At 69.3% G+C, this 22,328-nt stretch carries 22 protein-coding genes and 1 tRNA gene; 14 read left to right on the top strand and 9 right to left on the bottom strand.

From position 1 onward, the window contains the following. Positions 1–19: 19 nt before the first annotated feature. Complete coding sequence (locus OG828_RS29285; RefSeq protein WP_328502817.1) at positions 20–514, top strand: SUKH-3 domain-containing protein; 495 nt, start codon at positions 20–22, stop codon at positions 512–514. Between the two features lie 24 nt (positions 515–538). On the opposite strand, the gene OG828_RS29280 is transcribed toward OG828_RS29285, so the two are convergent. Then, positions 539–1,840 carry a sensor histidine kinase gene (locus OG828_RS29280; protein ID WP_328363170.1) on the bottom strand — a complete coding sequence of 434 codons (1,302 nt, stop codon included), beginning with the start codon at positions 1,838–1,840 and terminating at the stop codon, positions 539–541. A 241-nt stretch (positions 1,841–2,081) separates the two neighbouring features. On the opposite strand from OG828_RS29280, the gene OG828_RS29275 reads away from it, so the two are divergent. From OG828_RS29275 to OG828_RS29245, 7 genes are all read left to right on the top strand, one after another. After that, positions 2,082–2,153 (top strand) — tRNA-Gln (locus tag OG828_RS29275). Between the two features lie 116 nt (positions 2,154–2,269). Beyond that, the gene (gene glmU / locus OG828_RS29270) at positions 2,270–3,718 is read left to right on the top strand and encodes a bifunctional UDP-N-acetylglucosamine diphosphorylase/glucosamine-1-phosphate N-acetyltransferase GlmU (RefSeq protein ID WP_328502816.1); all 1,449 of its coding nucleotides are present in this window, start codon (positions 2,270–2,272) and stop codon (positions 3,716–3,718) included. A gap of 85 nt (positions 3,719–3,803) precedes the next feature. Next, positions 3,804–4,784: a ribose-phosphate diphosphokinase gene (locus tag OG828_RS29265; RefSeq protein ID WP_210576446.1), complete on the top strand. Its 981-nt coding sequence runs from the start codon at positions 3,804–3,806 to the stop codon at positions 4,782–4,784. 192 nt (positions 4,785–4,976) lie between these two features. Beyond that, positions 4,977–5,570, top strand: coding sequence for a 50S ribosomal protein L25/general stress protein Ctc (locus OG828_RS29260; RefSeq protein WP_328363162.1), 594 nt, complete (start codon positions 4,977–4,979; stop codon positions 5,568–5,570). 164 nt (positions 5,571–5,734) lie between these two features. Continuing rightward, positions 5,735–6,331 carry an aminoacyl-tRNA hydrolase gene (pth, locus tag OG828_RS29255; RefSeq protein ID WP_328440231.1) on the top strand — a complete coding sequence of 199 codons (597 nt, stop codon included), beginning with the start codon at positions 5,735–5,737 and terminating at the stop codon, positions 6,329–6,331. A gap of 54 nt (positions 6,332–6,385) precedes the next feature. Then, entirely contained in the window at positions 6,386–6,874 is a 489-nt protein-coding gene (locus tag OG828_RS29250) for a hypothetical protein (protein ID WP_328440230.1), read from the top strand. Positions 6,875–7,007: 133 nt separating this feature from the next. Then, positions 7,008–7,688: an LPXTG cell wall anchor domain-containing protein gene (locus OG828_RS29245; RefSeq protein ID WP_328502815.1), complete on the top strand. Its 681-nt coding sequence runs from the start codon at positions 7,008–7,010 to the stop codon at positions 7,686–7,688. 67 nt (positions 7,689–7,755) lie between these two features. On the opposite strand, the gene ppc is transcribed toward OG828_RS29245, so the two are convergent. After that, positions 7,756–10,485, bottom strand: coding sequence for a phosphoenolpyruvate carboxylase (gene ppc, locus OG828_RS29240; RefSeq protein ID WP_328502814.1), 2,730 nt, complete (start codon positions 10,483–10,485; stop codon positions 7,756–7,758). A 308-nt stretch (positions 10,486–10,793) separates the two neighbouring features. On the opposite strand from ppc, the gene OG828_RS29235 reads away from it, so the two are divergent. Both OG828_RS29235 and OG828_RS29230 read left to right on the top strand, forming a co-directional pair. After that, positions 10,794–11,804: an acyl-CoA desaturase gene (locus OG828_RS29235; protein WP_328502813.1), complete on the top strand. Its 1,011-nt coding sequence runs from the start codon at positions 10,794–10,796 to the stop codon at positions 11,802–11,804. After that, the gene (locus tag OG828_RS29230; protein WP_328363148.1) at positions 11,801–12,475 is read left to right on the top strand and encodes a TetR/AcrR family transcriptional regulator; all 675 of its coding nucleotides are present in this window, start codon (positions 11,801–11,803) and stop codon (positions 12,473–12,475) included. Before OG828_RS29235 ends, OG828_RS29230 begins: the two co-directional genes overlap by 4 nt. On the opposite strand, the gene OG828_RS29225 is transcribed toward OG828_RS29230, so the two are convergent. Continuing rightward, entirely contained in the window at positions 12,472–12,834 is a 363-nt protein-coding gene (locus tag OG828_RS29225) for a glyoxalase (RefSeq protein WP_328502812.1), read from the bottom strand. The two genes, OG828_RS29230 and OG828_RS29225, sit on opposite strands and share 4 nt — an antisense overlap. Further along, positions 12,834–13,643 carry a trans-aconitate 2-methyltransferase gene (locus OG828_RS29220; protein ID WP_328502811.1) on the bottom strand — a complete coding sequence of 270 codons (810 nt, stop codon included), beginning with the start codon at positions 13,641–13,643 and terminating at the stop codon, positions 12,834–12,836. Before OG828_RS29220 ends, OG828_RS29225 begins: the two co-directional genes overlap by 1 nt. Positions 13,644–13,768: 125 nt before the next feature. On the opposite strand from OG828_RS29220, the gene tamR reads away from it, so the two are divergent. Then, complete coding sequence (tamR, locus tag OG828_RS29215) at positions 13,769–14,266, top strand: MarR family transcriptional regulator TamR (protein WP_059196100.1); 498 nt, start codon at positions 13,769–13,771, stop codon at positions 14,264–14,266. Positions 14,267–14,360: 94 nt separating this feature from the next. On the opposite strand, the gene OG828_RS29210 is transcribed toward tamR, so the two are convergent. Beyond that, positions 14,361–15,131: a response regulator transcription factor gene (locus OG828_RS29210; RefSeq protein ID WP_328363135.1), complete on the bottom strand. Its 771-nt coding sequence runs from the start codon at positions 15,129–15,131 to the stop codon at positions 14,361–14,363. A gap of 230 nt (positions 15,132–15,361) precedes the next feature. Here OG828_RS29210 and OG828_RS29205 point away from each other — a divergent pair, with 230 nt between their 5' ends. Next, complete coding sequence (locus OG828_RS29205) at positions 15,362–15,817, top strand: GNAT family N-acetyltransferase (RefSeq protein ID WP_328372261.1); 456 nt, start codon at positions 15,362–15,364, stop codon at positions 15,815–15,817. Here OG828_RS29205 and galK read toward each other — a convergent pair. The 3 genes from galK to galT all read right to left on the bottom strand — a co-directional run bounded on the left by galK (position 15,810) and on the right by galT (position 19,084). Beyond that, positions 15,810–16,973 carry a galactokinase gene (gene galK, locus OG828_RS29200; protein ID WP_328502810.1) on the bottom strand — a complete coding sequence of 388 codons (1,164 nt, stop codon included), beginning with the start codon at positions 16,971–16,973 and terminating at the stop codon, positions 15,810–15,812. The genes OG828_RS29205 and galK overlap by 8 nt on opposite strands. 90 nt (positions 16,974–17,063) lie before the next feature. Then, positions 17,064–18,026 carry a UDP-glucose 4-epimerase GalE gene (gene galE / locus OG828_RS29195; protein ID WP_328502809.1) on the bottom strand — a complete coding sequence of 321 codons (963 nt, stop codon included), beginning with the start codon at positions 18,024–18,026 and terminating at the stop codon, positions 17,064–17,066. Further along, positions 18,023–19,084 carry a galactose-1-phosphate uridylyltransferase gene (gene galT, locus OG828_RS29190; protein ID WP_328363129.1) on the bottom strand — a complete coding sequence of 354 codons (1,062 nt, stop codon included), beginning with the start codon at positions 19,082–19,084 and terminating at the stop codon, positions 18,023–18,025. Before galT ends, galE begins: the two co-directional genes overlap by 4 nt. 177 nt (positions 19,085–19,261) lie before the next feature. Between galT and OG828_RS29185 the strand changes: the two genes are divergently transcribed. Both OG828_RS29185 and OG828_RS29180 read left to right on the top strand, forming a co-directional pair. Then, complete coding sequence (locus tag OG828_RS29185) at positions 19,262–20,941, top strand: sodium:solute symporter family protein (RefSeq protein ID WP_328440224.1); 1,680 nt, start codon at positions 19,262–19,264, stop codon at positions 20,939–20,941. A gap of 21 nt (positions 20,942–20,962) precedes the next feature. After that, positions 20,963–21,310, top strand: a complete 348-nt coding sequence (locus tag OG828_RS29180) for a hypothetical protein (protein ID WP_210576462.1) — start codon at positions 20,963–20,965, stop codon at positions 21,308–21,310. Between the two features lie 44 nt (positions 21,311–21,354). Here OG828_RS29180 and OG828_RS29175 read toward each other — a convergent pair whose 3' ends face one another. Continuing rightward, positions 21,355–22,071, bottom strand: a complete 717-nt coding sequence (locus OG828_RS29175) for a helix-turn-helix transcriptional regulator (protein WP_328363124.1) — start codon at positions 22,069–22,071, stop codon at positions 21,355–21,357. Positions 22,072–22,328: the final 257 nt, after the last annotated feature.

The following is a 22,328-nucleotide window of genomic DNA, read 5'->3' as shown; positions in this document are numbered from 1 at the left end:
CCCGCGAATCTGAGGGCAGATGCACGCCGACCGCTCCTCCACCACCCGCTTCCCCGTGCCCGTCGACGCCGCCCTGCGTACCGCCGGCTGGCAGCCCGGACGCTGGGACATCAAGCAGGCCGAGTACTGGGCCGACGCACTCCGCGAACACACCTCACCCGCGGGCCACCGTCACGCCGTCTTCCCCGCCGCCGTCGAAGCCTGGGCCGAGTTCGGCGGACTGCACATCACCCCCGGCGCCCCCGGCCGCCAGATCGCCCCCGCGACCCTCCACGTCGACCCGCTGCACGGCCTCCACATGGCCCGCACCCTCGGCGACCTCGGCCGCGCCCTCGACACCGACGTCAGCCCTCTCGGCGCCGAAACCGACACCCAGTCCATCCTCGCCATCGACACCGAAGGCCGCGTCTACGCCCTCGACCACACCGGCGACTGGTACCTCGGCCCCGACATCGACCAGGCCCTCGCCGCCCTCGTCGCAGGCATCACCCCCGTACGCCTCACCGCAGGCTGACGCGACCGGGCGGCTGCTGTACGCCTACGACGCCGGAATCACCGCCGAGACCCGGAAGCCCCCCGCGTCCGTCGGTCCCGAGACGAAGACCCCGCCCAGCGCGGACACCCGCTCCTTCATCCCCACCAGGCCGTTCCCCCCGGACGGCAAGCGCGCCGACGACGCGGCCTCCGGTGGCGGTTCGTTCTCCACCTGCATCGCGATCTCCGAGACCCGGTGCGCCAGCCGCACATGGGTCTTCGCCCCCGCCGCATGCTTGTGGACGTTCGTCAACGCCTCCTGCACCACCCGGTAAGCGGTCTGCTCGACCTCCGGCGCATACGGCCGCGACTCCCCCTCCACCGAGAAATCCACGGCCATCCCCGCAGCCGCCGACTGCCCGATCAGTTCGTCCAGTTCGGACAGACAGGGCCCCTCGCCCGTGCCGTCCTCATCGGCGGCCCGCGACGCCGCGGCGGCCGCGGCCGCCCCCACCGCCGCCAACACACGCTCACGCTGCCGCAGCCCGTCCCCGCTGCGCAGCACCCCGAGCATCTCCCGCAACTCGGTCAACGCCTGCCGTCCCATGTCCCCTACGAGCGCGGCATTCCGCACAGCCTTCTCAGGGTCCTTGCGAGCCACCGCCTGCAGCGCGGCAGCATGCACGACCATCAGGCTCACCCGGTGCGCGACGACGTCATGCATCTCCCGAGCGATCCGGGTCCGTTCCTCGTTCCTGGCCCACTCGGCCCGCTCCTCGGCCCGCTCGGCAAGCAGTTGGAGCTCCCGCTCCAGCGAGTCCGCCCGCTCCCGCAAGCTCTCCATCAGCCGGCGCCGTGCCCCTACATACAGCCCCAGCAGCAAGGGCGGCGCGGTCACCCCGAGAGACGCGCTGATCGAAGCGAACGGAACGAACCAGTCCCCCAGCGACACATCCCCCGACGCCATGTCCTGCCGCACCCGCACGAACGTCACGATGAACGTCCCCACCAGCGACATCCCCGCCAGCGACGCGATGATCCGCCGCGGCAGCTCGGACGCGGCCAGCGTGTACAGACCGACGATGGCCATCAGGAAGCCCATCTGTGCGGGCGTGATGGCGATGGAGACGAGCACGACGGCTATCGGCCACTTCCGCCGGATCACCAGCACCGACCCGGCCAGCACCCCGAACAGCACTCCCGCGGCCACCGGAATCCCGGCATCCCGCGCGAACGGAATCCCCTCCGCCGCACATTCCATGGCGGATACGAACGCCAGGCTCCCGTCGAGCACGGCACTCCGCCACCTGGTCCACCACCAAGGCCCGGTCAAGGCCGGTGCGTGGTCTTCCCCCGTCGTGGTCATGCATCCAGCCTACGGGCGCAAGCCCCCCGTTTTCCGGTGAGTTTTCGCGACTGGCCTACACCACTCCCCGTAACCGAACAGAAGCGAAACCGCCCTATATATCTCGAACTGCTGAATCGCACATCGTTCACGCGGAACCGGCGGTGCGTGACGGGCACCGTCGCGTCAAAGGGTCTTGGTGCGGCATAGTAGGAGGCGCCGCTCGGCGACCCGGTGCAATGCCCGGCTCCGTCGAGTTTGTTCCCCCGTGGTGTAATTGGCAGCACTGTGGCTTTTGGTGCCATCTGTCCGGGTTCGAGTCCTGGCGGGGGAGCCCCTTCTCGGTTCGGGCCCTGACAGCTGTGTCAGGGCCCGCTCTCATGTCCCCCCTGATTCCCCCCGGTATCCTGCGGATGTCACTCCACCCCCTCCACAGCCGAAGGGCATCCCGTGAGCGCCATTCGCCCGGCAGCCGTCGTCGTTCTCGCAGCGGGTGAGGGCACCCGTATGAAGTCGGCCACACCCAAGGTCCTGCACGAGCTCTGCGGCCGCAGTCTCGTGGGCCATGTGCTCGCCGCAGCACGGGAGTTGCGGCCCGAGAATCTGGTCGTCGTGGTGGGTCACGCGCGGGAGAAGGTCGCTGCGCACCTGGCGGAGATCGACCCGCATGTGCGTACGGCCGTACAGGCGCAGCAAAACGGTACGGGGCATGCCGTGCGGATGGCGCTGGAGGAGTTGGGCGGTTCCGTCGACGGCACGGTTGTCGTCGTGTGCGGGGACACTCCGCTGCTCACCGGGGAGACGCTGCAGGCTCTCGCCGCCACGCACTCCGGCGACGGCAACGCCGTCACCGTCCTCACCGCGGAGGTGCCGGACGCGACCGGGTACGGACGTATCGTGCGCGACGGTGCTTCCGGTGCCGTCACGGAGATCGTCGAGCACAAGGACGCGTCCGAGTCGCAGCGGGCGATCCGTGAGATCAACTCCGGTGTGTTCGCCTTCGACGGACAACTCCTCGCGGACGCCCTCGGCAAGGTCCGTACCGACAACAGCCAGGGCGAGGAATACCTCACCGACGTCCTCGGGATTCTGCGCGAGGCCGGTCACCGGGTCGGGGCTTCCGTCGCCGTCGACCACCGTGAGATCGCCGGGATCAACAACCGGGTCCAGCTCTCCGAGGCCCGCCGGATCCTCAACGACCGGCTGCTGACCCGCGCGATGCTGGCCGGCGTCACCGTCATCGACCCCGCGACGACGTGGGTCGATGTGACCGTGACCTTCGAGCAGGATGCCGTCGTCCACCCCGGAACCCAGCTGCACGGCTCCACTCACCTCGGCGAGGGCTGCGAGGTCGGCCCCAACACCCGGCTCACGGACACGCGCGTCGGCGCCGGTGCACGGATCGACAACACGGTCGCGAACGGGGCGGAGGTCGGGCCGCAGGCGTCCGTCGGGCCGTACGCCTATCTCCGGCCCGGCACGCGGCTGGGGCTGAAGTCGAAGGTCGGTACGTACGTTGAGACGAAGAACTCCCTGATCGGGGAGGGCACGAAGGTTCCGCACCTCTCCTACGTCGGGGACGCGACGATCGGTGAGTACACGAACATCGGGGCCGCGAGTGTCTTCGTGAACTACGACGGGAAGGACAAACACCACACGACGGTCGGCTCACACTGCCGTACCGGTTCGGACAACATGTTTGTGGCTCCTGTCACGATCGGGGACGGTGCCTATACGGCCGCCGGGTCCGTGATCACGAAGGATGTGCCGCCCGGTTCGCTCGCCGTGGCCCGGGGCCAGCAGCGGAATATCGAGGGTTGGGTGGCCCGTAAGCGTCCGGGGAGCGCGGCGGCGAAGGCGGCCGAGGCGGCGGCGCGGGAGGCCGTTGACGAGGGCTGACCGGAAACCGGTGCGTCAAACTCGGCGTACCGTGATAAGTGCACATCCGCACACCCCAGCTGAGAACCTCTGAGGAGACAGTGCTGTGACCGGGATCAAGACGACCGGCGAGAAGAAGTTGATGTTCTTCTCCGGCCGCGCCCACCCCGAGCTTGCCCAGGAGGTCGCCCAGCAGTTGGGTGTCGGGGTTGTCCCGACGAAGGCCTTCGACTTCGCGAACGGTGAGATCTACGTCCGTTACGAGGAGTCGGCGCGTGGTGCGGACTGCTTTGTGATCCAGAGCCACACGGCTCCGATCAATCAGTGGATCATGGAGCAGCTGATCATGATCGACGCGCTGAAGCGTGCGTCGGCCCGCTCCATCACCGTCATCGTGCCCTTCTACGGTTACGCGCGGCAGGACAAGAAGCACCGCGGACGTGAACCCATTTCGGCGCGTCTGATCGCGGACATGATGAAGACGGCGGGTGCGGACCGGATCCTCACCGTCGATCTGCACACCGACCAGATCCAGGGCTTCTTCGACGGCCCCGTCGACCATCTCTTCGCGCTGCCGCTGCTCGCGGACTATGTGGGCCGCAAGGTCGACAAGGCGAAGCTGACCGTCGTCTCCCCGGACGCGGGGCGTGTGCGGGTGGCCGACCGCTGGTGCGACCGGCTCGGTGCGCCGCTCGCGATCGTGCACAAGCGGCGCGACAAGGACGTGGCGAACCAGGTGACCGTCCACGAGGTCGTGGGTGAGGTCAAGGGCCGCGTGTGTGTCCTGGTCGACGACATGATCGACACGGGCGGCACGATCTGCGGGGCCGCCGATGCCCTGTTCGCGCACGGCGCCGAGGACGTCATCGTGACGGCGACGCACGGTGTGCTGTCGGGTCCGGCGGCGGACCGGCTGAAGAACTCCCGGGTGAGCGAGTTCATTTTCACCAACACCCTGCCGACGCCGGCCGAACTGGGCAGCCACCTCGACAAGATCACGGTGCTGTCGATCGCGCCGACGATCGCGAGCGCGGTGCGTGAGGTGTTCGAGGACGGTTCGGTGACGAGCCTGTTCGACGAGCAGTGAGAGCCGAGCGGTAAGGCTCCTCGAAGATCCTTTTGGGTACGGCCTCCCCTGCCGAGTAGACTGCTGAAGTTGCTCGGCGAGGGAGGCCGTACTCATCGCGGTACGGCTGTCCGTTATCGACGCGCTCTTCGTAGCAGGCCGTTCGTGGCCGGGTGACCCTGTCCGTTCTCACCCATACGAGGAGTGCACAGCATGTCCGAGGTAAAGATCTCCGCCGAGACCCGCACCGAATTCGGCAAGGGCGCTGCCCGCCGTATCCGTCGTGACTCGAAGGTTCCCGGTGTCCTGTACGGCCACGGTGGCGACCCGCTGCACCTGACCCTTCCGGGCCACGAGCTCCTGCTCGCGCTGCGTACGCCGAACGTCCTGATCGCCCTGGACATCGACGGCAAGACGAACGAGCTGGCGATCCCGAAGGCCGTGCAGCGTGACCCGCTGAAGGGCTTCCTGGAGCACGTCGACCTGCTGCTCGTGAAGCGGGGCGAGAAGGTCAACGTCGAGATCTACGTGCAGACCGAGGGCGAGCTGGCCCCCGGTGCCTACCTGCTCGAGCACGTCCTCAACGCGCTTCCGGTCGAGGCCGAGGCCACCCACATCCCCGAGTCCGTCACGGTGTCCATCGAGGGCCTGGCGGCCGGCGACTCCATCCTCGCCAAGGACATCCCCCTGCCGAGCGGCACCAAGCTGGCCGTCGACGACGACACGGTCGTCCTGCAGGTGCTGGCCGCACAGGCCGAGGAGGCCCCGGAGGGCGAAGAGGGCGGCGAGGAAAGCGCCGAGGCCTGACCGGCGGTTGAGCCGTAGCTGACGTGCCGCTGATTCAACGGCACCCGGCGCTGCAGGCTGTGCCCACCCGTTCCGCCCTGCGGAACGACTGCCCACAGCGGTACGCTCCAGCCGCTGCTCCCCTCCTGAGGGGAGCAGCGGCTGCTGCATAAGGAGACGCAGACGTGACCACCTCCGCCAACGACCCCTGGCTGATCGCCGGACTCGGCAATCCCGGGGCCGAGTACGCCATGAACCGGCACAACGTCGGGTTCATGGTGGCCGATCTGCTGGCTGAGCGGATCGGGGGGAAGTTCAAGCGGGCCGGGAAGGCGCAGGCGCAGGTGGTCGAGGGGCGGATCGGGCCGCCGGGGCCGGGGAGCCGGCGGGTGGTGCTGGTGAAGCCGATGTCGTACATGAATCTGTCCGGTGGGCCCCTGAACGCTCTGCGGGACTTCTACAAGGTCCCGGTCGGCAACATCGTGGCCGTGCACGACGAACTCGACATCGACTACGGCACGTTGCGGCTGAAGCTCGGTGGCGGGGACAACGGGCACAACGGGCTGAAGTCGATGACGAAGGTGATGGGGCCGGACTACCACCGGGTGCGGTTCGGGATCGGGCGGCCGCCGGGGCGGATGCAGGTCGCGGACTTCGTGCTGAAGGACTTCTCGGCGGCGGAGCGCAAGGAGCTGGACTACTTCGTGGACCGGGCGGCGGACGCGGTGGAGTGCCTGGTGATCGAGGGGCTGGAGCGGGCGCAGAGCACGTACAACTCCTGACATTGCCCCCACGGGAGTTGACCGAGCGCGCGGGCATGGCCAATGATCCCCGCCATGCCTTCTGCCGTCATTTCCCACCGGGGCACGGAGACCGCGCTGCGGTTCGGCCGGCTCGCGGCGATGGGTACGGTCGCCGCGCTGATTCTGATCGCCGGTGTATGGGCGTCGTGGGGGACGGCGCAGTACGTGATGCTGACGAAGGGCCGGGAACGTGGCACGGTCGAGGTGACGCGGTGCGGTGCGGACACGTGCACCGGGCCGTACACGCCGGTCTCGCCGGGGTCGCAGCCCCGGGAGAGCGTGGTCATCGAGAAGACGGTCGCCGTGCGGAAGGGGCAGACGTACGCGGTCGTCATGAAGCCCGGCGGCAGTGACGTCGTGCGCTCCGGGCCCGGCGGTGTCCTGTACTCCTGGGCTCCGATGGGTGGTGCGCTGCTGCTCGCCTCGGTCGTGGTGGCGGGCGGGCTGGGGCGGGTGCGGGCGGCGTGGGTCATGGCGGGGAGCGGGGTAGCGCTGCTCACGGCCGCTTTTGTGGTGATCTGAGGGGTCCGGGGCGGCTGCGTTCTGTGGGGAAACTGTTCGTTTCCTGTTCGTGATTGACCCAGGGTCAGCCGCGGCTGGAAGCTGAGCCGCCCCCTCCACATCTTCCCGCTCACTTCTCGAAGATGGACTGCCCATGCGTACCCTCACGGTCGTGGCCGCGGCCACCGCCTCGCTGCTGCTCGCCCCTTCGGCCCAGGCCACGGACACCTACACCGTCGAACTGCGGCAGCAACTGCCGCGTACCGCCACCACCCAGGACGACGGGGCCCCGCAGGAGGACGGCTGCCCCGGGATTCCCGAGGACATGGACGGCTGGCACTTCGTCCTGCCTGGCAACTCCAGCTCGTTCGTCAGGCTGACGGTGACCTTCCAGCCCGGTGGCGAACAGGTCGTCACCAGCTTCGGCCCGCCGTCCGACAAGCACGCCTACGTGGCGTCGAAGCCGGGTGCCCTGCTGACATCGGCGGTCGCCGAGGTCGAGGGCGGCAGCCTGGAGCTGTTCAACCTGTCGCACACCTGCCCGGCGGGCACGGCTCCCGATCAGCCGGGCGACGACAAGCCGACCGATGAGCCGAGTGCCACGCCGTCGGCCTCCGCCACTCCGACGACCGAGGAGCCGGCCGCGTCCGCCTCCCCCACGGAGAGTGGACCGGCCGCCGCGCCGTCCTCCTCTCCCTCCGCGCAGGGCGGCAGCGGTGCGGGCGACCTCGCCGAGACCGGCAGCGGCGTCCCCGTCGGTCTGCTCTCCGGTGCCGCGGCGGCGCTGTTGGCGGCGGGCGGTTACCTGGTGTTCCGGCGTCGCAAGTCCGCCTGACGTCCCCGCACGACAGTGCCCCCGAGCCTCTCCGCGGAGGCCGGGGGCACTGTCGTACCAGGGGTGATCAACCGGTGTTGCGCAGTCCCGCCGCCACACCGTTCACCGTGAGCAGCAGGGCCCGCGCCAGCAGCGGATCCGGCTCCTCGCCGGCCGCCGCGGCGTCCCGCTGGCGCTTGAGCAGGGTGACCTGGAGGTAGGAGATGGGGTCCAGGTAGGCGTCGCGGATGGTGAAGGTCTGCCTTAGGACCGGGGTGGCGTCGAGGAGTTCCTGTTCGCCGGTGATCTTCAGTACCTCGGCGACGGTCAGCGCGTGCTCGGCCTTGATGGTGTCGAAGACGTGCTTGAGGTCGTCGGGGACGAGGGTGTCGACGTAGTGGGCGGCGATCCGCAGGTCCGTCTTGGCGAGGGTCATCTCGACGTTGGAGATGAAGTTGCGGAAGAAGTGCCACTGTTCGTGCATCTCGGCGAGGACGGTGTCCAGGCCCGCCTCGCGCAGCGCCTTCAGGCCCGAGCCGACGCCGAACCAGCCCGGCACGATCTGCCGGGACTGGGTCCAGCCGAACACCCACGGGATGGCGCGCAGTCCGTCGAGTCCGGCGCCGGAGTCGGGGCGGCGGGAGGGGCGGGAGCCGAGGTGGAGGTCGGCGAGCTGGTCGACGGGGGTGGCGGCGAAGAAGTACGCGGGCAGGTCCGGGTCCTCCACCAGCCTGCGGTAGGCGGCGTGCGCGGCGTCCGACACGACGTCCATCGCGGCGTCCCAGCGGGCCAGCGCCTCTTCCGGCTGGCGGGGTGCGGTGTGCAGGGCGGAGGCCTGGAGCGTGGCGGCGACGGTGAGTTCGAGGTTCTCGCGGGCGAGGGACGGCACGAGGTACTTGTCGGAGATGACCTCGCCCTGCTCGGTCACCTTGATCTCGCCCTCCAGGGTGCCCCAGGGCTGGGCGAGGATCGCGTCGTGGGAGGGGCCGCCGCCGCGGCCGACGGTGCCGCCGCGGCCGTGGAACAGCCTCAGCCGTACGCCGTAGCGATGTGCCACGTCGCGCAGGCGGCGCTGGGCGCGGTGGATCTCCCACTGCGAGGTGGTGATGCCGCCGAACTTGGAGGAGTCGGAGTAGCCGAGCATGACCTCCTGCACGTCCCCGCGCAGGGCCACGAGCCTGCGGTACGACGGGTCGGAGAGCATGTCCTCCAGGATCGTGTCGGCGGCCTTGAGCTCGTCGGTGGTCTCGAGCAGCGGCACGATGCCGATCTTCGCCCAGCCGGCGTGCAGATCGATCAGGCCCGCCTCGCGCGCCAGCACGGCGGCGGCGAAGACGTCGTCGGCGCCCTGGCACATGGAGATGATGTACGACTCGACGACCTCGGGTCCGAAGACCTCCAGGGCCCGCTTGACCGTCTCGAACACACCGAGGGTCTTCGCGCCGGCCGCGTCGACGGGCGCCGGGGTCGGGCCCAGCGGCCTGCGGGAGCGGAGCTCCTTCGCGAGCAGCTTGAGCCGGTACTCGCGGGGCATGTCCTCGTACCGCCAGGACTCCTCGCCGAGGCGGTCGAAGAGCTGGCCGAGGGCGTGGTGGTGGGCGTCGGCGTGTTCGCGGACGTCCATGGTGGCGAGCTGGAGGCCGAAGGCGGCGAGCGTACGGATCGTACGGTTCATCCGGCCTTCCGCGAACAGTCCGCCGCGGTGCTCCCTGAGCGAGGTCTGGATCAGGGTCAGGTCGGCCAGCAGCTCGGAGGTGCCGAGGTAGTCGCGGCCCGGCTCGTGCGGGGTGCCGGTCGCGAGGCGCTGCTTGGTGTTCTCCAGCTTCTGCCGGACGCAGGTGGCCTTGAGCCGGTAGGGCTCCTCGGCGTTGAGCCGCTTGTAGCGGGGGCTGATCTCGGGCAGGCGTTCGAGGTCGGCCTGCAGCGACGTGAGCAGTTCTTCCGTCGCGCCGGTGTAGCGGATGGAGTTCGACAGGAAGCCGCGCAGCTCGTCGACCATCTCCAGGGCGTCGTTGATGCCGTGCTCGTGCTGGAGGATCAGCACCTCCCAGGTGACCTCGGGGGTCACATTGGGGTTGCCGTCGCGGTCGCCGCCGATCCAGGTGCCGAAGGTGAGCGGGCGCGTGTCGTCGGGGAGCTTCACGCCGACGCGCTCCAGCTCGGCGGTCAGGTCCTCGAGTACGTCACCGACGGCGCCGGCGTGCAGTTCGTCGAGGTAGTAGATCGCGTTGCGGGCCTCGTCCGCGGGCTCGGGGCGTACGACGCGCAGCTCGTCCGTCTGCCAGACGAGGTCGATGTTCTCGGCCAGCCGGGTGTCGTAGCGGCGGCGGTCGGCCTCGATGACCGGGGTCTCCAGGAGCGCGGCGATGCGCCGGAGTTTGTTGAGCACCGAGCGGCGCGCGGCCTCGGTCGGGTGGGCCGTGAACACGGGACGAACGTTGAGGTTCCTGACCGTCTGGCGCAGGTGCTCGGGGTCGGCGTCCTTCAGCCGGTCGGCCGTACGGGCGAGGAGTCCGCCCTCGGCGGCACGCTTGGCGCGCAGCTCCCGGCCGCGGTGGACCTGCTCGGTGACGTTGGCCAGGTGGAAGTAGGTGGAGAAGGCGCGGACCAGCTTGGCCGCGGTGTCCAGTTCCGTGCCGCGCAGCAGCTCGGCGGCGGCCTCGCCGTCCTCACGGGTGAGGCGGCGGACCTTCTCGACGAGTTCCAGCAGCTCAGGGCCTTCCTGGCGGACGAGGGTCTCGCCGAGGAGATCGCCCAGCCGCCTGATGTCGGCGCGCAGCTCACTGCTGGTCGTGGTCTGGTCGTCGGCACTGCTCACAGGTGCGGCTCCTTGCAGTGTTGAAGCTCGTCTGGAGGGAACCCGAAGGAACGGTCGCGCGGCGGGGGCCGCATACGGGCCGGGCATCCGGGAATTAATCAGAGCGGACCGCGCTGTCCGACCGACTCCTAAGGATAGGTGTCCGTGCGGACGCGCAGGCCCACGGGCTCTTGCCGACCGGCGACGCGCTGCCATACTTACGTCGCCGTAGGTTACGGAACCGTAGGGACTCCCGTCAGAGCCCTCGACGACCCTGGGTTCCAGCCCGGGCACTAGCCTCAACCCACGAACCCCACAGGGGACGCCCCATGACCACGAGCTCCGATGTGATCGACGACGCCCCGAAGGCGCCCGACAACACCCCACTCCCCAAGGCCACGCTCGGCGGCGAGAAGAAGGGGCGCGTCGAGCAGCTCGCGCTCCTCCTCTTCATCGTCGTCCCCTTCCTCGCGCTCGCCGCGGCGGTGCCGCTGGCCTGGGGCTGGGGAGTGAGCTGGCTCGACCTCGGCCTGCTGGTCTTCTTCTACTTCGTCGCCTGCCACGGCGTCACGATCGGCTACCACCGCTACTTCACCCACGGCTCCTTCAAGGCCAAACGTCCGCTGCGCATCGCGCTCGCCGTCGCCGGTTCGATGGCGGTGGAGGGCCCGCTGGTCCGCTGGGTCGCGGACCACCGCAAGCACCACAAGTTCTCCGACGCGGAGGGCGACCCGCACTCTCCGTGGCGTTACGGGGAGACGCTCCCTGCACTGATCAAGGGACTGTGGTGGGCGCACGTCGGCTGGATGTTCGACGAGGAGCGGACGCCGCAGGACAAGTACGCGCCGGATCTGATCAAGGACGACACGATCCGGACGATCTCCCGTCAGTTCCTCTACTGGACGGTGCTCTCCCTCGCCCTGCCCGCGCTGATCGGCGGGCTTGTGACGATGTCGTGGTGGGGCGCGTTCACGGGCTTCTTCTGGGGATCACTCGTCCGAGTGGCGCTGTTGCACCATGTGACCTGGTCGATCAACTCGATCTGCCACGCGGTCGGCAAGCGCCCCTTCAAGTCGCGTGACAAGTCCGGCAACGTGTGGTGGCTGGCGGTCCTGTCCTGCGGTGAGTCCTGGCACAACCTGCATCACGCCGATCCGACGTCCGCGCGGCACGGTGTGGAGCGCGGCCAGATCGACTCCTCGGCCCGGATCATCCGCTGGTGCGAGCAGTTCGGCTGGGCGTACGACGTGCGCTGGCCGTCACGCTCGCGTATCGATTCCCGCCGTAACACCGGGAACGACAGCTCTCGGCGGGGGAAGGCGCCCGCCGAGGCTGCATGATTGACGGCGTGGCGACCGATCCCAGCACCTCCAGCAATGAGAAGCCGCGGCGAGCGCGCCGAACCCGGATGACCGGAGCGGAGCGCCGCCAGCAGCTGCTGGAGATCGGTCGCACCCTCTTCGCGGAGAGGGGCTTCGAGGCCACGTCGGTGGAGGAGATCGCGGCGAAGGCCGGGGTGTCCAAGCCGGTGGTGTACGAGCACTTCGGCGGCAAGGAGGGCCTGTACGCGGTGGTGGTGGACCGCGAGATGCGGCGCCTGCTGGACATGGTGACGAGCTCCCTGACGGCGGGCCACCCCCGAGAACTCTGCGAGCAAGCGGCCTTCGCCCTGCTCGACTACATCGAGGAGTACACGGACGGCTTCCGCATCCTCGTCCGCGACTCCCCCATCCCCCAGTCCACGGGTTCCTTCGCCTCCCTCATCTCGGACATCGCCACCCAGGTGGAGGACATCCTCGGCCGCGAGTTCAAACGCCGGGGCTTCGACCCCAAGCTGGCCCCCCTCTACGCCCAGGCCCTGGTCGGCATGGTCGCCCTCACCGGCCAGTGGTGGCTCGACGTCCGCCGCCCGAAGAAGGCGGAGGTCGCGGCCCATCTGGTGAACCTGGCATGGCACGGCCTGGACGGGCTGGAGGCGAAGCCTCGGCTGATAGGGCGCCGGAAGGCCTAGCCGAGCGGTTCGAGGAACTCCAGCCGGTTGCCGACGGGGTCCTCCGAGTAGAAGCGCCGGTACCCCGGCAGATTCTCGTCCCAGATGACGGTCGCCCCATGAACTTCGAGCCGGGCGGCGTACGTCTCGATCCCGGCGACTCGCAGCCCGGGGTGCGCTTTCCTCGCCGGACGGAAATCCTCCTCGATTCCCAGGTGCAGTTGCACCGGTCCCGACTGGAACCAGCAGCCCCCGCGCGCGGCGAGCGCCGGCGGCTTGGGTATCCCGGTCAGGCCGAGGACATCGACGTAGTACGACCGCAGCCGCTCCTCCGAGCCTGGGGGCGCCGCGAGCTGGACATGGTCGACGGCGGTGATCATCACGCCTCCTTGCGGGCGACGGCGAAGATGCGGCGGAACGGGAACGGGGTGCCGTGCGGCGTGGCCGGATAGGCCGCGCGCAGGGCCGACCGGTACTCGGCCAGGAAGGCGTCTCGTTCGTCGGGGTCGTCGGCGAGCGCGGTGAGGACGGGGCGCAGGCCTGTCCCCTTGACCCAGTCGAGTACCGGGTCCTCGCCGGTGAGCAGGTGGATGTACGTCGTCTCCCAGACGTCGGCCGTGCAGCCCAGCGCGGTCAGGTGTGCCAGGTAGGTCTCGGGGGCGAGGACCGCGTCGTCGTGGCGGATGGTGGCGGCGAGGCGGTCGCCGAAGCGCGGGGAGTGGGCGAGTTCGCGCAACAGGCGGTGGCTGGGGGCGTCGAAGTTGCCGGGCACCTGGAAGGCGAAGGTGCCGCCGGGGGTGAGGCCGGCGATCCAGTCGGCGAAACGGTCCACGTGCCCCGGGACCCACTGCAGCGTGGCGTTGCTGACGATCAGGTCGTACGGCCGTACCGGCTCCCAGGTGCGGACGTCGGCGGGGGCGAAGTCGAGGTGGCCGCCGCCCGAGGTGGGCCCCGCATGAGCCCCGGCCCGGGACAGCATCTCGGGCGAGTTGTCGTAGCCGGTGATGTGCGCGGTGGGCCAGCGGTCGGCGACGAGGGTGGTGACATTGCCGGGGCCGCAGCCGAGGTCGGCGATGCGGGGCGGGGCGCCGGGGAGATCGGGGATGCGGGCCAGAAGGTCGGCGAAGGGGCGGGCGCGGTGGCCGGCGTGGCGCAGGTACTGGGCGGGGTCCCAGGTGGGGGCGGACATGGTGGGCCTCCGGGAGGGGAACGACCGTGGCTGACAGGTACCCAGCCTGCCCCGTTCATTAGCTCGCGGTCAAGAAACTTGATGTCAAGAGACTTCACATCGACACAACCACTACACTGATCGTCATGGAGGACGAGGTCGATCGGCTGGTCGCAGCGTGGCGCCGGGAGCGCCCTGACCTCGACGTGGAACCGCTCGAGGTGCTCAGCCGGGTGAGCAGACTGGCCCGGCACCTGGACCGCGCACGTCGGCTGGCCTTCTCCGAACACAGCCTGGAGCCCTGGGAGTTCGACGTGCTGACGGCGCTGCGGCGGGCCGGGACGCCGTATCAGCTCTCGCCGGGGCAGTTGCTGACGCAGACGTTGGTCACTTCGGGGACGATGACGAACCGCATCGACCGTCTGGCCAAGAAGGGGCTGGTGGAGCGGCTGCCGGATCCCAGCGACCGGCGCGGTGTGCTGGTTCGGCTGACCGATGAGGGTCGCGATCGGGCCGATCAGGCGCTTGCGGGGCTGCTTGATCAGGAGCGGGCGATTCTGGCGGAGTTGTCTCGGGCGCAGCGGGGGGAACTGGCGGGGTTGCTGCGGCAGTTGACGGCGCCGTTCGACAACATTCCCGGGTAGACATACTTGTTCGGCTGCGGCGCCGTTGTGGCTTGTCGCGCCCACGCGGCGGAGCCGCAAATCGATACAGCCCCGCGCCCCTTCGGGGCGCCTATCAGGCGCTGCTGCTTTCCTCCACCCCGATCCTCCCTACCGGACCCAGGTCCGCCGGGCCCACCCCCGCCCGCCTCGCCAGTGCCACCGCGGCCAGTGTCGAGTGGACGCCCAGTTTGCCCAGGACGTTCTGCATGTGGGTGCGGACGGTGTGCGGGGAGAGGAACAGGCGCTCGGCTACCGCTTTGCGGCCCAGGCCGGCGACCATGCAGCGCAGTACCTCCCGCTCGCGCGGGGTGAGGGACTCCACCAGCCGTTCGCTCTCGGTGCGGTGCTTGCGGGCGGCTGTCAGCTCGCGCAGGACGCCGGTGAGGAGGGCGGGCGGCAGATGGGTCTCGTCGCGCAGGACGCCGCGGATGACGGTGAGCAGCCGGGACAGCGAGCAGTCCTTGGCGACCCAGCCCGACGCCCCGGCCTGCAGGGCGAGCGCGGCCCGGCGTGGGTCGTCCTTCTCGGCGAGGACGACGATGCGTACGTGCGGCTGGGCGACGCGGACGCCGGCGACCAGGGAGATCCCGTCGACGAGTCCGTCCTCGTTCCCTTCCTGTACGGGCGTGGGACGCACGCCCTGCATATTTCCGCCCAGATCGGCGTCGACGAGCAGCACGTCGAAGCGGCGCCCCTCGGCGACGGCGCGCTCCAGACTGCGCATGGCGGCCGGGCCGCTGCCCGCCGCGGACACGTCGACGTCCGGCTCGGCGGCCAGTGCGGCGGCGAGCGATTCGGCGAAGATGCGGTGGTCGTCGACGACTAGGACTCGGATACGAACCACTGAAAACCCCCACTGGTCCGGGAAAACGACGACCTGTGCGGGTACGACGCCAGGAATGGTCGCAGTCGCACGGCCGCCGCCGTGCCATGACTGCTACCCCCACTGCGGGCGTCGTACCCGACTTGTCTCGCCCCCTGATCAGCACCGGCCCCCACCGGTGCTGTTCATCAGAGTACGGGCGGGGGCCGACAGCGGAAGGTAATTTGCAGAACTGGTTGTCCAGCGCGTTTATGGTGAGCCGCATGTTTCGTATCGAGACAGAAGTCGACAAAGAGCGGCGCGACTTGCTTCGTTCCCGTCTCCGCGCCGCCAATACGGCGGCCTCACCGATCTTGCGCGGGCTGCGCGGAACGCCTGGTGAACGGGAACTTCCGCTCCATGTCTGGGTGTTGGATCACCACGACCGGCTGGCCGGCGGCCTCGTCGGCCACACCTGGACGACCTGGCTGCACGTGACCTATCTGTGGGTGGACGAGCGCCTTCGGGGCGGCGGACTGGGCTCCCGGCTGTTGGCAGAAGCGGAGCATGTGGCGCGCACCGAGCGCGGCTGCCGGGGCGCGCGCCTGGAGACCTGGGACTTCCAGGCACCGGAGTTCTACCAGAAGCGGGGCTATGACGTGGTGTGCGTGATCCCCGACTATCCGCCGGGGATCACGGAGTACACACTGACCAAGCGGCTCAGCTGAGCCGCCGCGCCCCCGCCGAAGGCACCGCCTCGAAGACACGCGGTGCCGTGAAAGCGGCCGCCGCGAAGGCCTCCTGCACCGCCTTGGTGATGGTCTCGACGTCCGCCGTCTCGGCCAGCACGATCGCGGAGCCGCCGAAGCCGCCGCCGGTCATGCGGGCGCCGATCGCCCCGGCGGCCAGGGCCGTGTCGACGACCAGGTCCAGTTCGGGGCAGGAAATACGGAAGTCGTCGCGCAGGGAGGCGTGGCCCTCCACGAGCACCGGGCCGATCGCGCGGGTCTCGCCGGCCTCCAGCAGGGCGACCGTCTGCTCCACCCGGTGGTTCTCGGTGACGATGTGGCGCACCAGCCGGCGCACCTCCTCCTCGTCGCCGAGCCGTGCGAGCGCCGCGTCCAGGCCGTCGTACGGTACGTCCCGCAGCGCTTCGACGCCCAGCAGCGCGGCACCCTTCTCGCAGCCGGCGCGGCGCTTGCCGTACTCGCCGGTCGAGTGCTCGTGCTTGACCTGGGTGTCGACGACGAGCAGGCGCATGCCCTCGGCGGCCAGGTCGAAGGGGATCTGCTGCTGGGAGAGGTCGCGGGTGTCGAGGAACAGGGCGTGGCCCGCGGTGCAGCAGGCGGACGCGGTCTGGTCCATGATGCCGACGGGGGCGCCGACGTAGACGTTCTCGGCGCGCTGGCACAGGCGGGCCAGCTGCCAGCCCTTGAGGCCGAGTTCGTACAGGTCGTTCAGGGCCAGGGCGACCGCCACCTCCAGCGCCGCCGACGAGGACAGGCCCGCGCCGGACGGGACGGTCGAGGTCAGGTGGATGTCGGCGCCGGTGACCGGGTGGCCCGCGTCGCGCAGGGCCCAGGCGACGCCCGCCGGGTAGGCCGTCCAGTTCGTGTCCGACCCCGGGTTCAGTTCGTCGACGCGCAGTTCGACGACCGGGCCCTCGACGTCCTCCGAGTGCAGACGCAGGACGCCGTCCTCGCGCCGGGACACCGCCACGACCGTGACGTGCGGCAGCGCGAACGGCATGACGAAGCCGTCGTTGTAGTCGGTGTGCTCGCCGATCAGGTTGACCCGGCCCGGCGCCGCCCACACTCCCTCCGGCTCGGCCCCGTACAGCTCCTTGAACCGCTCGGCGACACCACCGACGACAGGCTCGCTCATCCCCTGACCCCTGACCTTTCGAACCGACCGGTCTGTACCGGCCCTGAATTTACTTGCCGCGCATACGAGTTACTTGCCGCGCGTACGCAGTCACTTGCCGCGCGACTGCGCGAATTCCCACGCGTCCGCGACGATCCCGGCGAGGTCCGCTCGGGACGGGTTCCAGCCGAGCCGCTCGCGGGCGGTGTCGGCGGAGGCGACAAGGACCGCCGGGTCGCCGCCGCGGCGCGGGGCCGTGATCTCGGGGATCGGGTGGCCGGTGACCTGGCGGACGGTCTCGATGACCTCGCGGACGGAGAAGCCGTTGCCGTTGCCGAGGTTGCAGATCAGGTGCTCGCCGGGCTGCGCCGCCTGGACGGCCAGCAGGTGGGCCTCGGCCAGGTCGGCGACGTGGATGTAGTCGCGGACGCAGGTGCCGTCCGGCGTCGGGTAGTCGTCGCCGAAGACGGAGATCGCGTCGCGCTTGCCCTGCGCCACCTGGAGGACCAGCGGGATCAGGTGCGACTCGGGGTCGTGCCGCTCGCCGTACGCGCCATACGCACCGGCCACGTTGAAGTAGCGCAGGGAGACCGCGGCCAGACCGTGCGCCGCCGCCTCGCCGGTGATCATGTGGTCGACGGCGAGCTTCGAGGCGCCGTACGGCGACGTGGGCGCCGTCGGGTCGGTCTCGGTGATCGGGGTGCTGACCGGCTCGCCGTACGTGGCCGCCGTAGAGGAGAAGACGAGCTTGCGGACGCCGGCCTCGCGCATCGCGCCCAGCAGCGCCATCGTGCCGCCGACGTTGTTGTCCCAGTACTTCTCGGGCTTCACGACCGACTCGCCGACCTGCGAGAACGCGGCGAAGTGGAGGACGGCGTCGAAGGTCGCGTCCAGCCACTTGGCGGCGTCGCGGATGTCGCCCTCGATGAAGGTGGCGCCGGTGGGCACGCCCTCGCGGAAGCCGGTGGTGAGGTTGTCGAGGACGACGACCTCGTGGCCCGCTTCCAGCAGATGCTGGGCGACCACGCTGCCGACGTATCCCGCGCCACCGGTCACCAGGTACTTACCGCTCATGAACTCGCTACCTCTCGCAGTCGCTCGGCCGCGCGCTCCGGCGGCACGTCGTTGATGAACACGTTCATGCCGGACTCGGAACCCGCGAGGAACTTCAGCTTGCCGGACGTGCGGCGGATGGTGAAAAGCTCGAGGTGAAGGGCGAAATCGTCCCTGCTCACACCGTCGAACTCGTCCAGCGCGCCGAACGGGGCCTGATGCCAGGCCGCGATGTACGGCGTGGGCGGTTCGCCCTCGCCGAAGATCCGGTCGAAGCGCCTCAAGAGTTCCAGATAGAGCTGGGGGAATTCTGTGCGCGCCGCCTCGTCGAGCCCGAGCAGATCGGGCACGCGGCGCTTGGGGTACAGGTGGACCTCGTACGGCCAGTGCGCGGCGTACGGCACGAAGGCGACCCAGTGTTCACCCTCCAGGACGACCCGCTCACCGGCGAGTTCACGCTCCAGGACGGCGTCGAAGAGGTTCTCACCTCCCGTCGCTTCCTTATGAGTTGCGAGAGAACGCAGCATGAGCGCGGTGCGCGGGGTGGTGAAGGGGTAGGCGTAGATCTGGCCGTGCGGGTGGCCCAGGGTCACGCCGATCTCGGCACCGCGGTTCTCGAAGCAGAACACCTGGTCTACGGAGGGCAGATGGGACAGCTCCGAGGTCCGGTCGGTCCAGGCGTCGAGCACCAACCCCGCCTGTTCCTCGGTCAGTTCGGCGAAGGACGCGTTGTGGTCGGAGGTGAAGCAGACGACCTCGCAGCGGCCGGAGTCCCCGGCGAGCGAGGGGAAGCGGTTCTCGAAGACCACGACGTCGTACGACGAGTCCGGGATCTCGCTCAGCCGCTCGCCCTCGGAGGGGCACAGGGGGCATTCGTCGGCCGGCGGGTGGTAGGTGCGGCCCTGGCGGTGCGAGGCGATCGCGACGGAGTCGCCGAGCAGGGGGTCCTGCCTGATCTCGGACGTGGTGACGGTCCGCTCCAGCGGACGGCGGTCCACGGCGTCCCGGACCGTGTCGTCGCGCAGGTCGTAGTAGACCAGCTCGCGACCGTCGGCCAGCCGGGTCGAGGTCTTCTTCACTGCGGACTCCCTATCAGGGCCACTCCATCAACCAACATAAGTAAACATATCGAAACACAAGCAACCAGGTGCGTCAACGTCACAATCCAACAAAGAGCACCATACGAAGTGTTCAATTACTGAACACGGAGGCGTAGGTTCCGCTCTGGATCAGTTCGCGCAACGAAGCGAGTGCTTATGCAAACCCCCACATATCTGGCAGCTGAGCTCCGACTCCCCACCAACTGGCTCGACTACACGATCCTCGGCATCTACTTCGTCGTCGTCCTCGGCATCGGCTTCGCCGCCCGCCGCTCGGTCAAGACGAGCCTTGACTTCTTCCTCTCGGGCCGGTCGTTGCCGGCCTGGATCACCGGTCTCGCGTTCATCTCGGCGAACCTGGCCGCCACCGAGATCCTCGGTATGGCCGCCAACAGCGCGCAGTACGGCGCCTACACCGTGCACTGGTACTGGATCGGCGCCATCCCGGCCATGGTCTTCCTCGGCCTGGTGATGATGCCCTTCTACTACGGCAGCAAAGTGCGCTCGGTTCCCGAGATGCTGCTGCTCCGCTTCGACAAGTGGGCACATCTGCTCAGTTCGGCTCTGTTCGCCTTTGCCGCCGTTCTGATCGCCGGTGTCAACCTCTACGCCCTGGCGATCGTCGTCGAGGCCCTGCTCGGCTGGCCGCAGTGGGTGGCGATCGTGGTCGCGGGCGCCTTCGTGCTGGCGTACATCACCCTCGGCGGCCTCTCCTCGGCGATCTACAACGAGGTCCTCCAGTTCTTCGTGATCCTCGCGGCCCTCATCCCGATCGTCGTGCTGGGCCTGAAGAAGGTCGGCGGCTGGGACGGTCTGACGGACTCGCTGACGAAGACGCACGGCGCCGACTTCACCACCGCGTGGGGCGGCACCGGCATCGGCAGCGACAACCCGCTGGGCGCGAACTGGCTGACGATCGTGCTCGGCCTGGGCTTCGTGCTGTCCTTCGGCTACTGGACGACGAACTTCGCCGAGGTCCAGCGAGCGCTGTCGGCCAAGAACCTGTCGGCGGCCCAGCGCACCCCCCTCATCGCCGCCTTCCCGAAGATCTTCATCGTGTTCCTGGTGATGATCCCGGGGCTCACGGTGGCGGCCCTGATCCCCGGCTTCGGCACCCCCGACTCGGGCTACCAGTACAACGACGCCATCCCGTATCTGATGGAGCAGTTGCTGCCCAACGGCGTCCTCGGCATCGCGGTGACCGGTCTGCTCGCGGCGTTCATGGCGGGCATGGCGGCCAACGTGTCGTCCTTCAACACGGTGTTCACCAACGACATCTGGGCCCGGTACGTGGTCAAGGGCCGGGAGGACGAGTACTACGTCGGCTTCGGCCGCCTGATCACGGTGATCGGCGTGTGCGCCTCGGTCGGCACGGCGTTCCTCGCGTCGTCGTTCTCGAACATCATGAGCTACCTCCAGACGCTGTTCTCCTTCTTCAACGTGCCGATGTTCGTCGTCTTCATCGTCGGCATGTTCTGGAAGCGCGCCTCCGCGGTGTCCGGCTTCTGGGGACTGCTCGCCGGCACCGTGGCCGCGATGGTGAACTACTTCTGGATCTACAAGGAGGGCATCATCGACATCCCCTCCGACCAGGGCGCCAACTTCGTCTCCGCGATCGTCGGCTTCGTGGCCGGCGCGGTCGTCATGGTCGCCGTGTCGCTGTTCACCAAGCCGAAGCCGGCCGAGGAACTCCAGGGCCTGGTCTACGGCACCGTCTCGCCCGGCATGTCCGAGGCACCGGCCGTCGGCGACGACGCCTGGTACCGCAGGCCGGCCCTGCTGGGCTGGGGTGCGATCGTCCTGGCCGCCGCCTGCTACATCCCGTTCTCGTTCTGATCGCGGGAGGATTGAGAAACCATGTCTGAGCACTCAGGGCCCTCCGAATACTCCAAGTACTCCGAGAAGGACGTCCTGCGGGAAGTCAGCGAGTTGCAGGCCAAGTCCGCGACCGCGGCCCGCATCTTCGACCTGCGCCGCATCATCGGCGGCCTGTTCGTGATCTACGGCGTGATCGTCACGATCGCGGGCATCTCCCCGTCCGACGCCGACCTGGACAAGGCCGAGGGCGTCAACATCAACCTCTGGACCGGGCTGGGGATGCTGGCGTTGGGCGTGTTCTTCCTGGTGTGGCTGAAGCTGCGACCTGTGGCTCCGCCGCCTCCGGACATCCTGCCGGACGAGTCGGCCGAGTCGCCTCGCCCGTGAGACCGGGGCCGGAGTCCGCGACGGACTCCGGCCCCGTTTCCGATCTACTCCAGTCCGTTCCCCATCCCCGTCCCCGTCTCAGGAGCCGAGTGCGGTACCGGACCCGCCCGGTCCAGCAGCCCCGTCCTGGCCGCAAGGGCCGCCGCCTCCAGCCTCGATCCCACCCCCAGCTTCATCAGGACCCGCTGCACATGCGTGCGTGCGGTCGACGGGGCGATGCCCATGCCGGCCGCGATCAGCCGGGTGTCCTCGCCGTCGGCGACCCTGACCAGGACCTCGACCTCGCGAGGCGTCAGCATCTGCAGCAGGCGCTGGCCCTCGTCGTCCGGCTGAACCGCGGGGTTGAGAAGTTCGCTGAAGGCGCCTTGCAGGAGCTGCGGCGCCACGGCCGCCTCGCCCGCCCTGGCCTTCATGATCGCCCGCTCCACACCTTCGATGCGCTCGTCATGCCGTACATAGCCCGAAGCCCCCGCGGCGAACGCGGCGGCTATGCCGCGCGGTGACGGCACGGGCCCCAGGACCAGCACCGCGACCTGCGGGCGCTCGCGTTTGATCTTCATCACCGGGTCGAATATGCCCGGTTCCGCAGGTGTCGCCGTCCCCAGCAGGCACACCTCCGGCGCCCGCGTGATCACCAGCTCCGCCGCCCCCGCGGCAGGCGCCGCGGCGGCCAGCACCCGGTGCCCCCGCAGTTTCAGCGCCGAGGCCAGTGCCTCGGCCAGCAGTCGGTGGTCGTCGACCACCATGAGCCGCACTCCCATCGAGCAACCCCCCAGTCCCCCCAATGGATGCCCCACTATGCATGCCCACTGGTCCGCGCGGCCAGAAGCCCCCACCCGGCTCCCCCGCTCTTCATGCCCCCGGAAGCTACACGCTTGTTCGACGTTGCGCTCCCCCTACCGATGAGAAGTGCCCCGGATCGACGGAATTTCTCGCTTTCCGCTCATTCGAGGGTGATGGGCGGTACGCGCACGGCCCCGTCTCTGAGCAGGGACGGGGCCGTCAACGCGAGTGAGTG

It is taken from the genome of Streptomyces sp. NBC_00457 (genome assembly GCF_036014015.1).
Lineage (GTDB): Bacteria > Actinomycetota > Actinomycetes > Streptomycetales > Streptomycetaceae > Streptomyces.
This window is presented reverse-complemented; position numbering and strand designations above follow the sequence as displayed.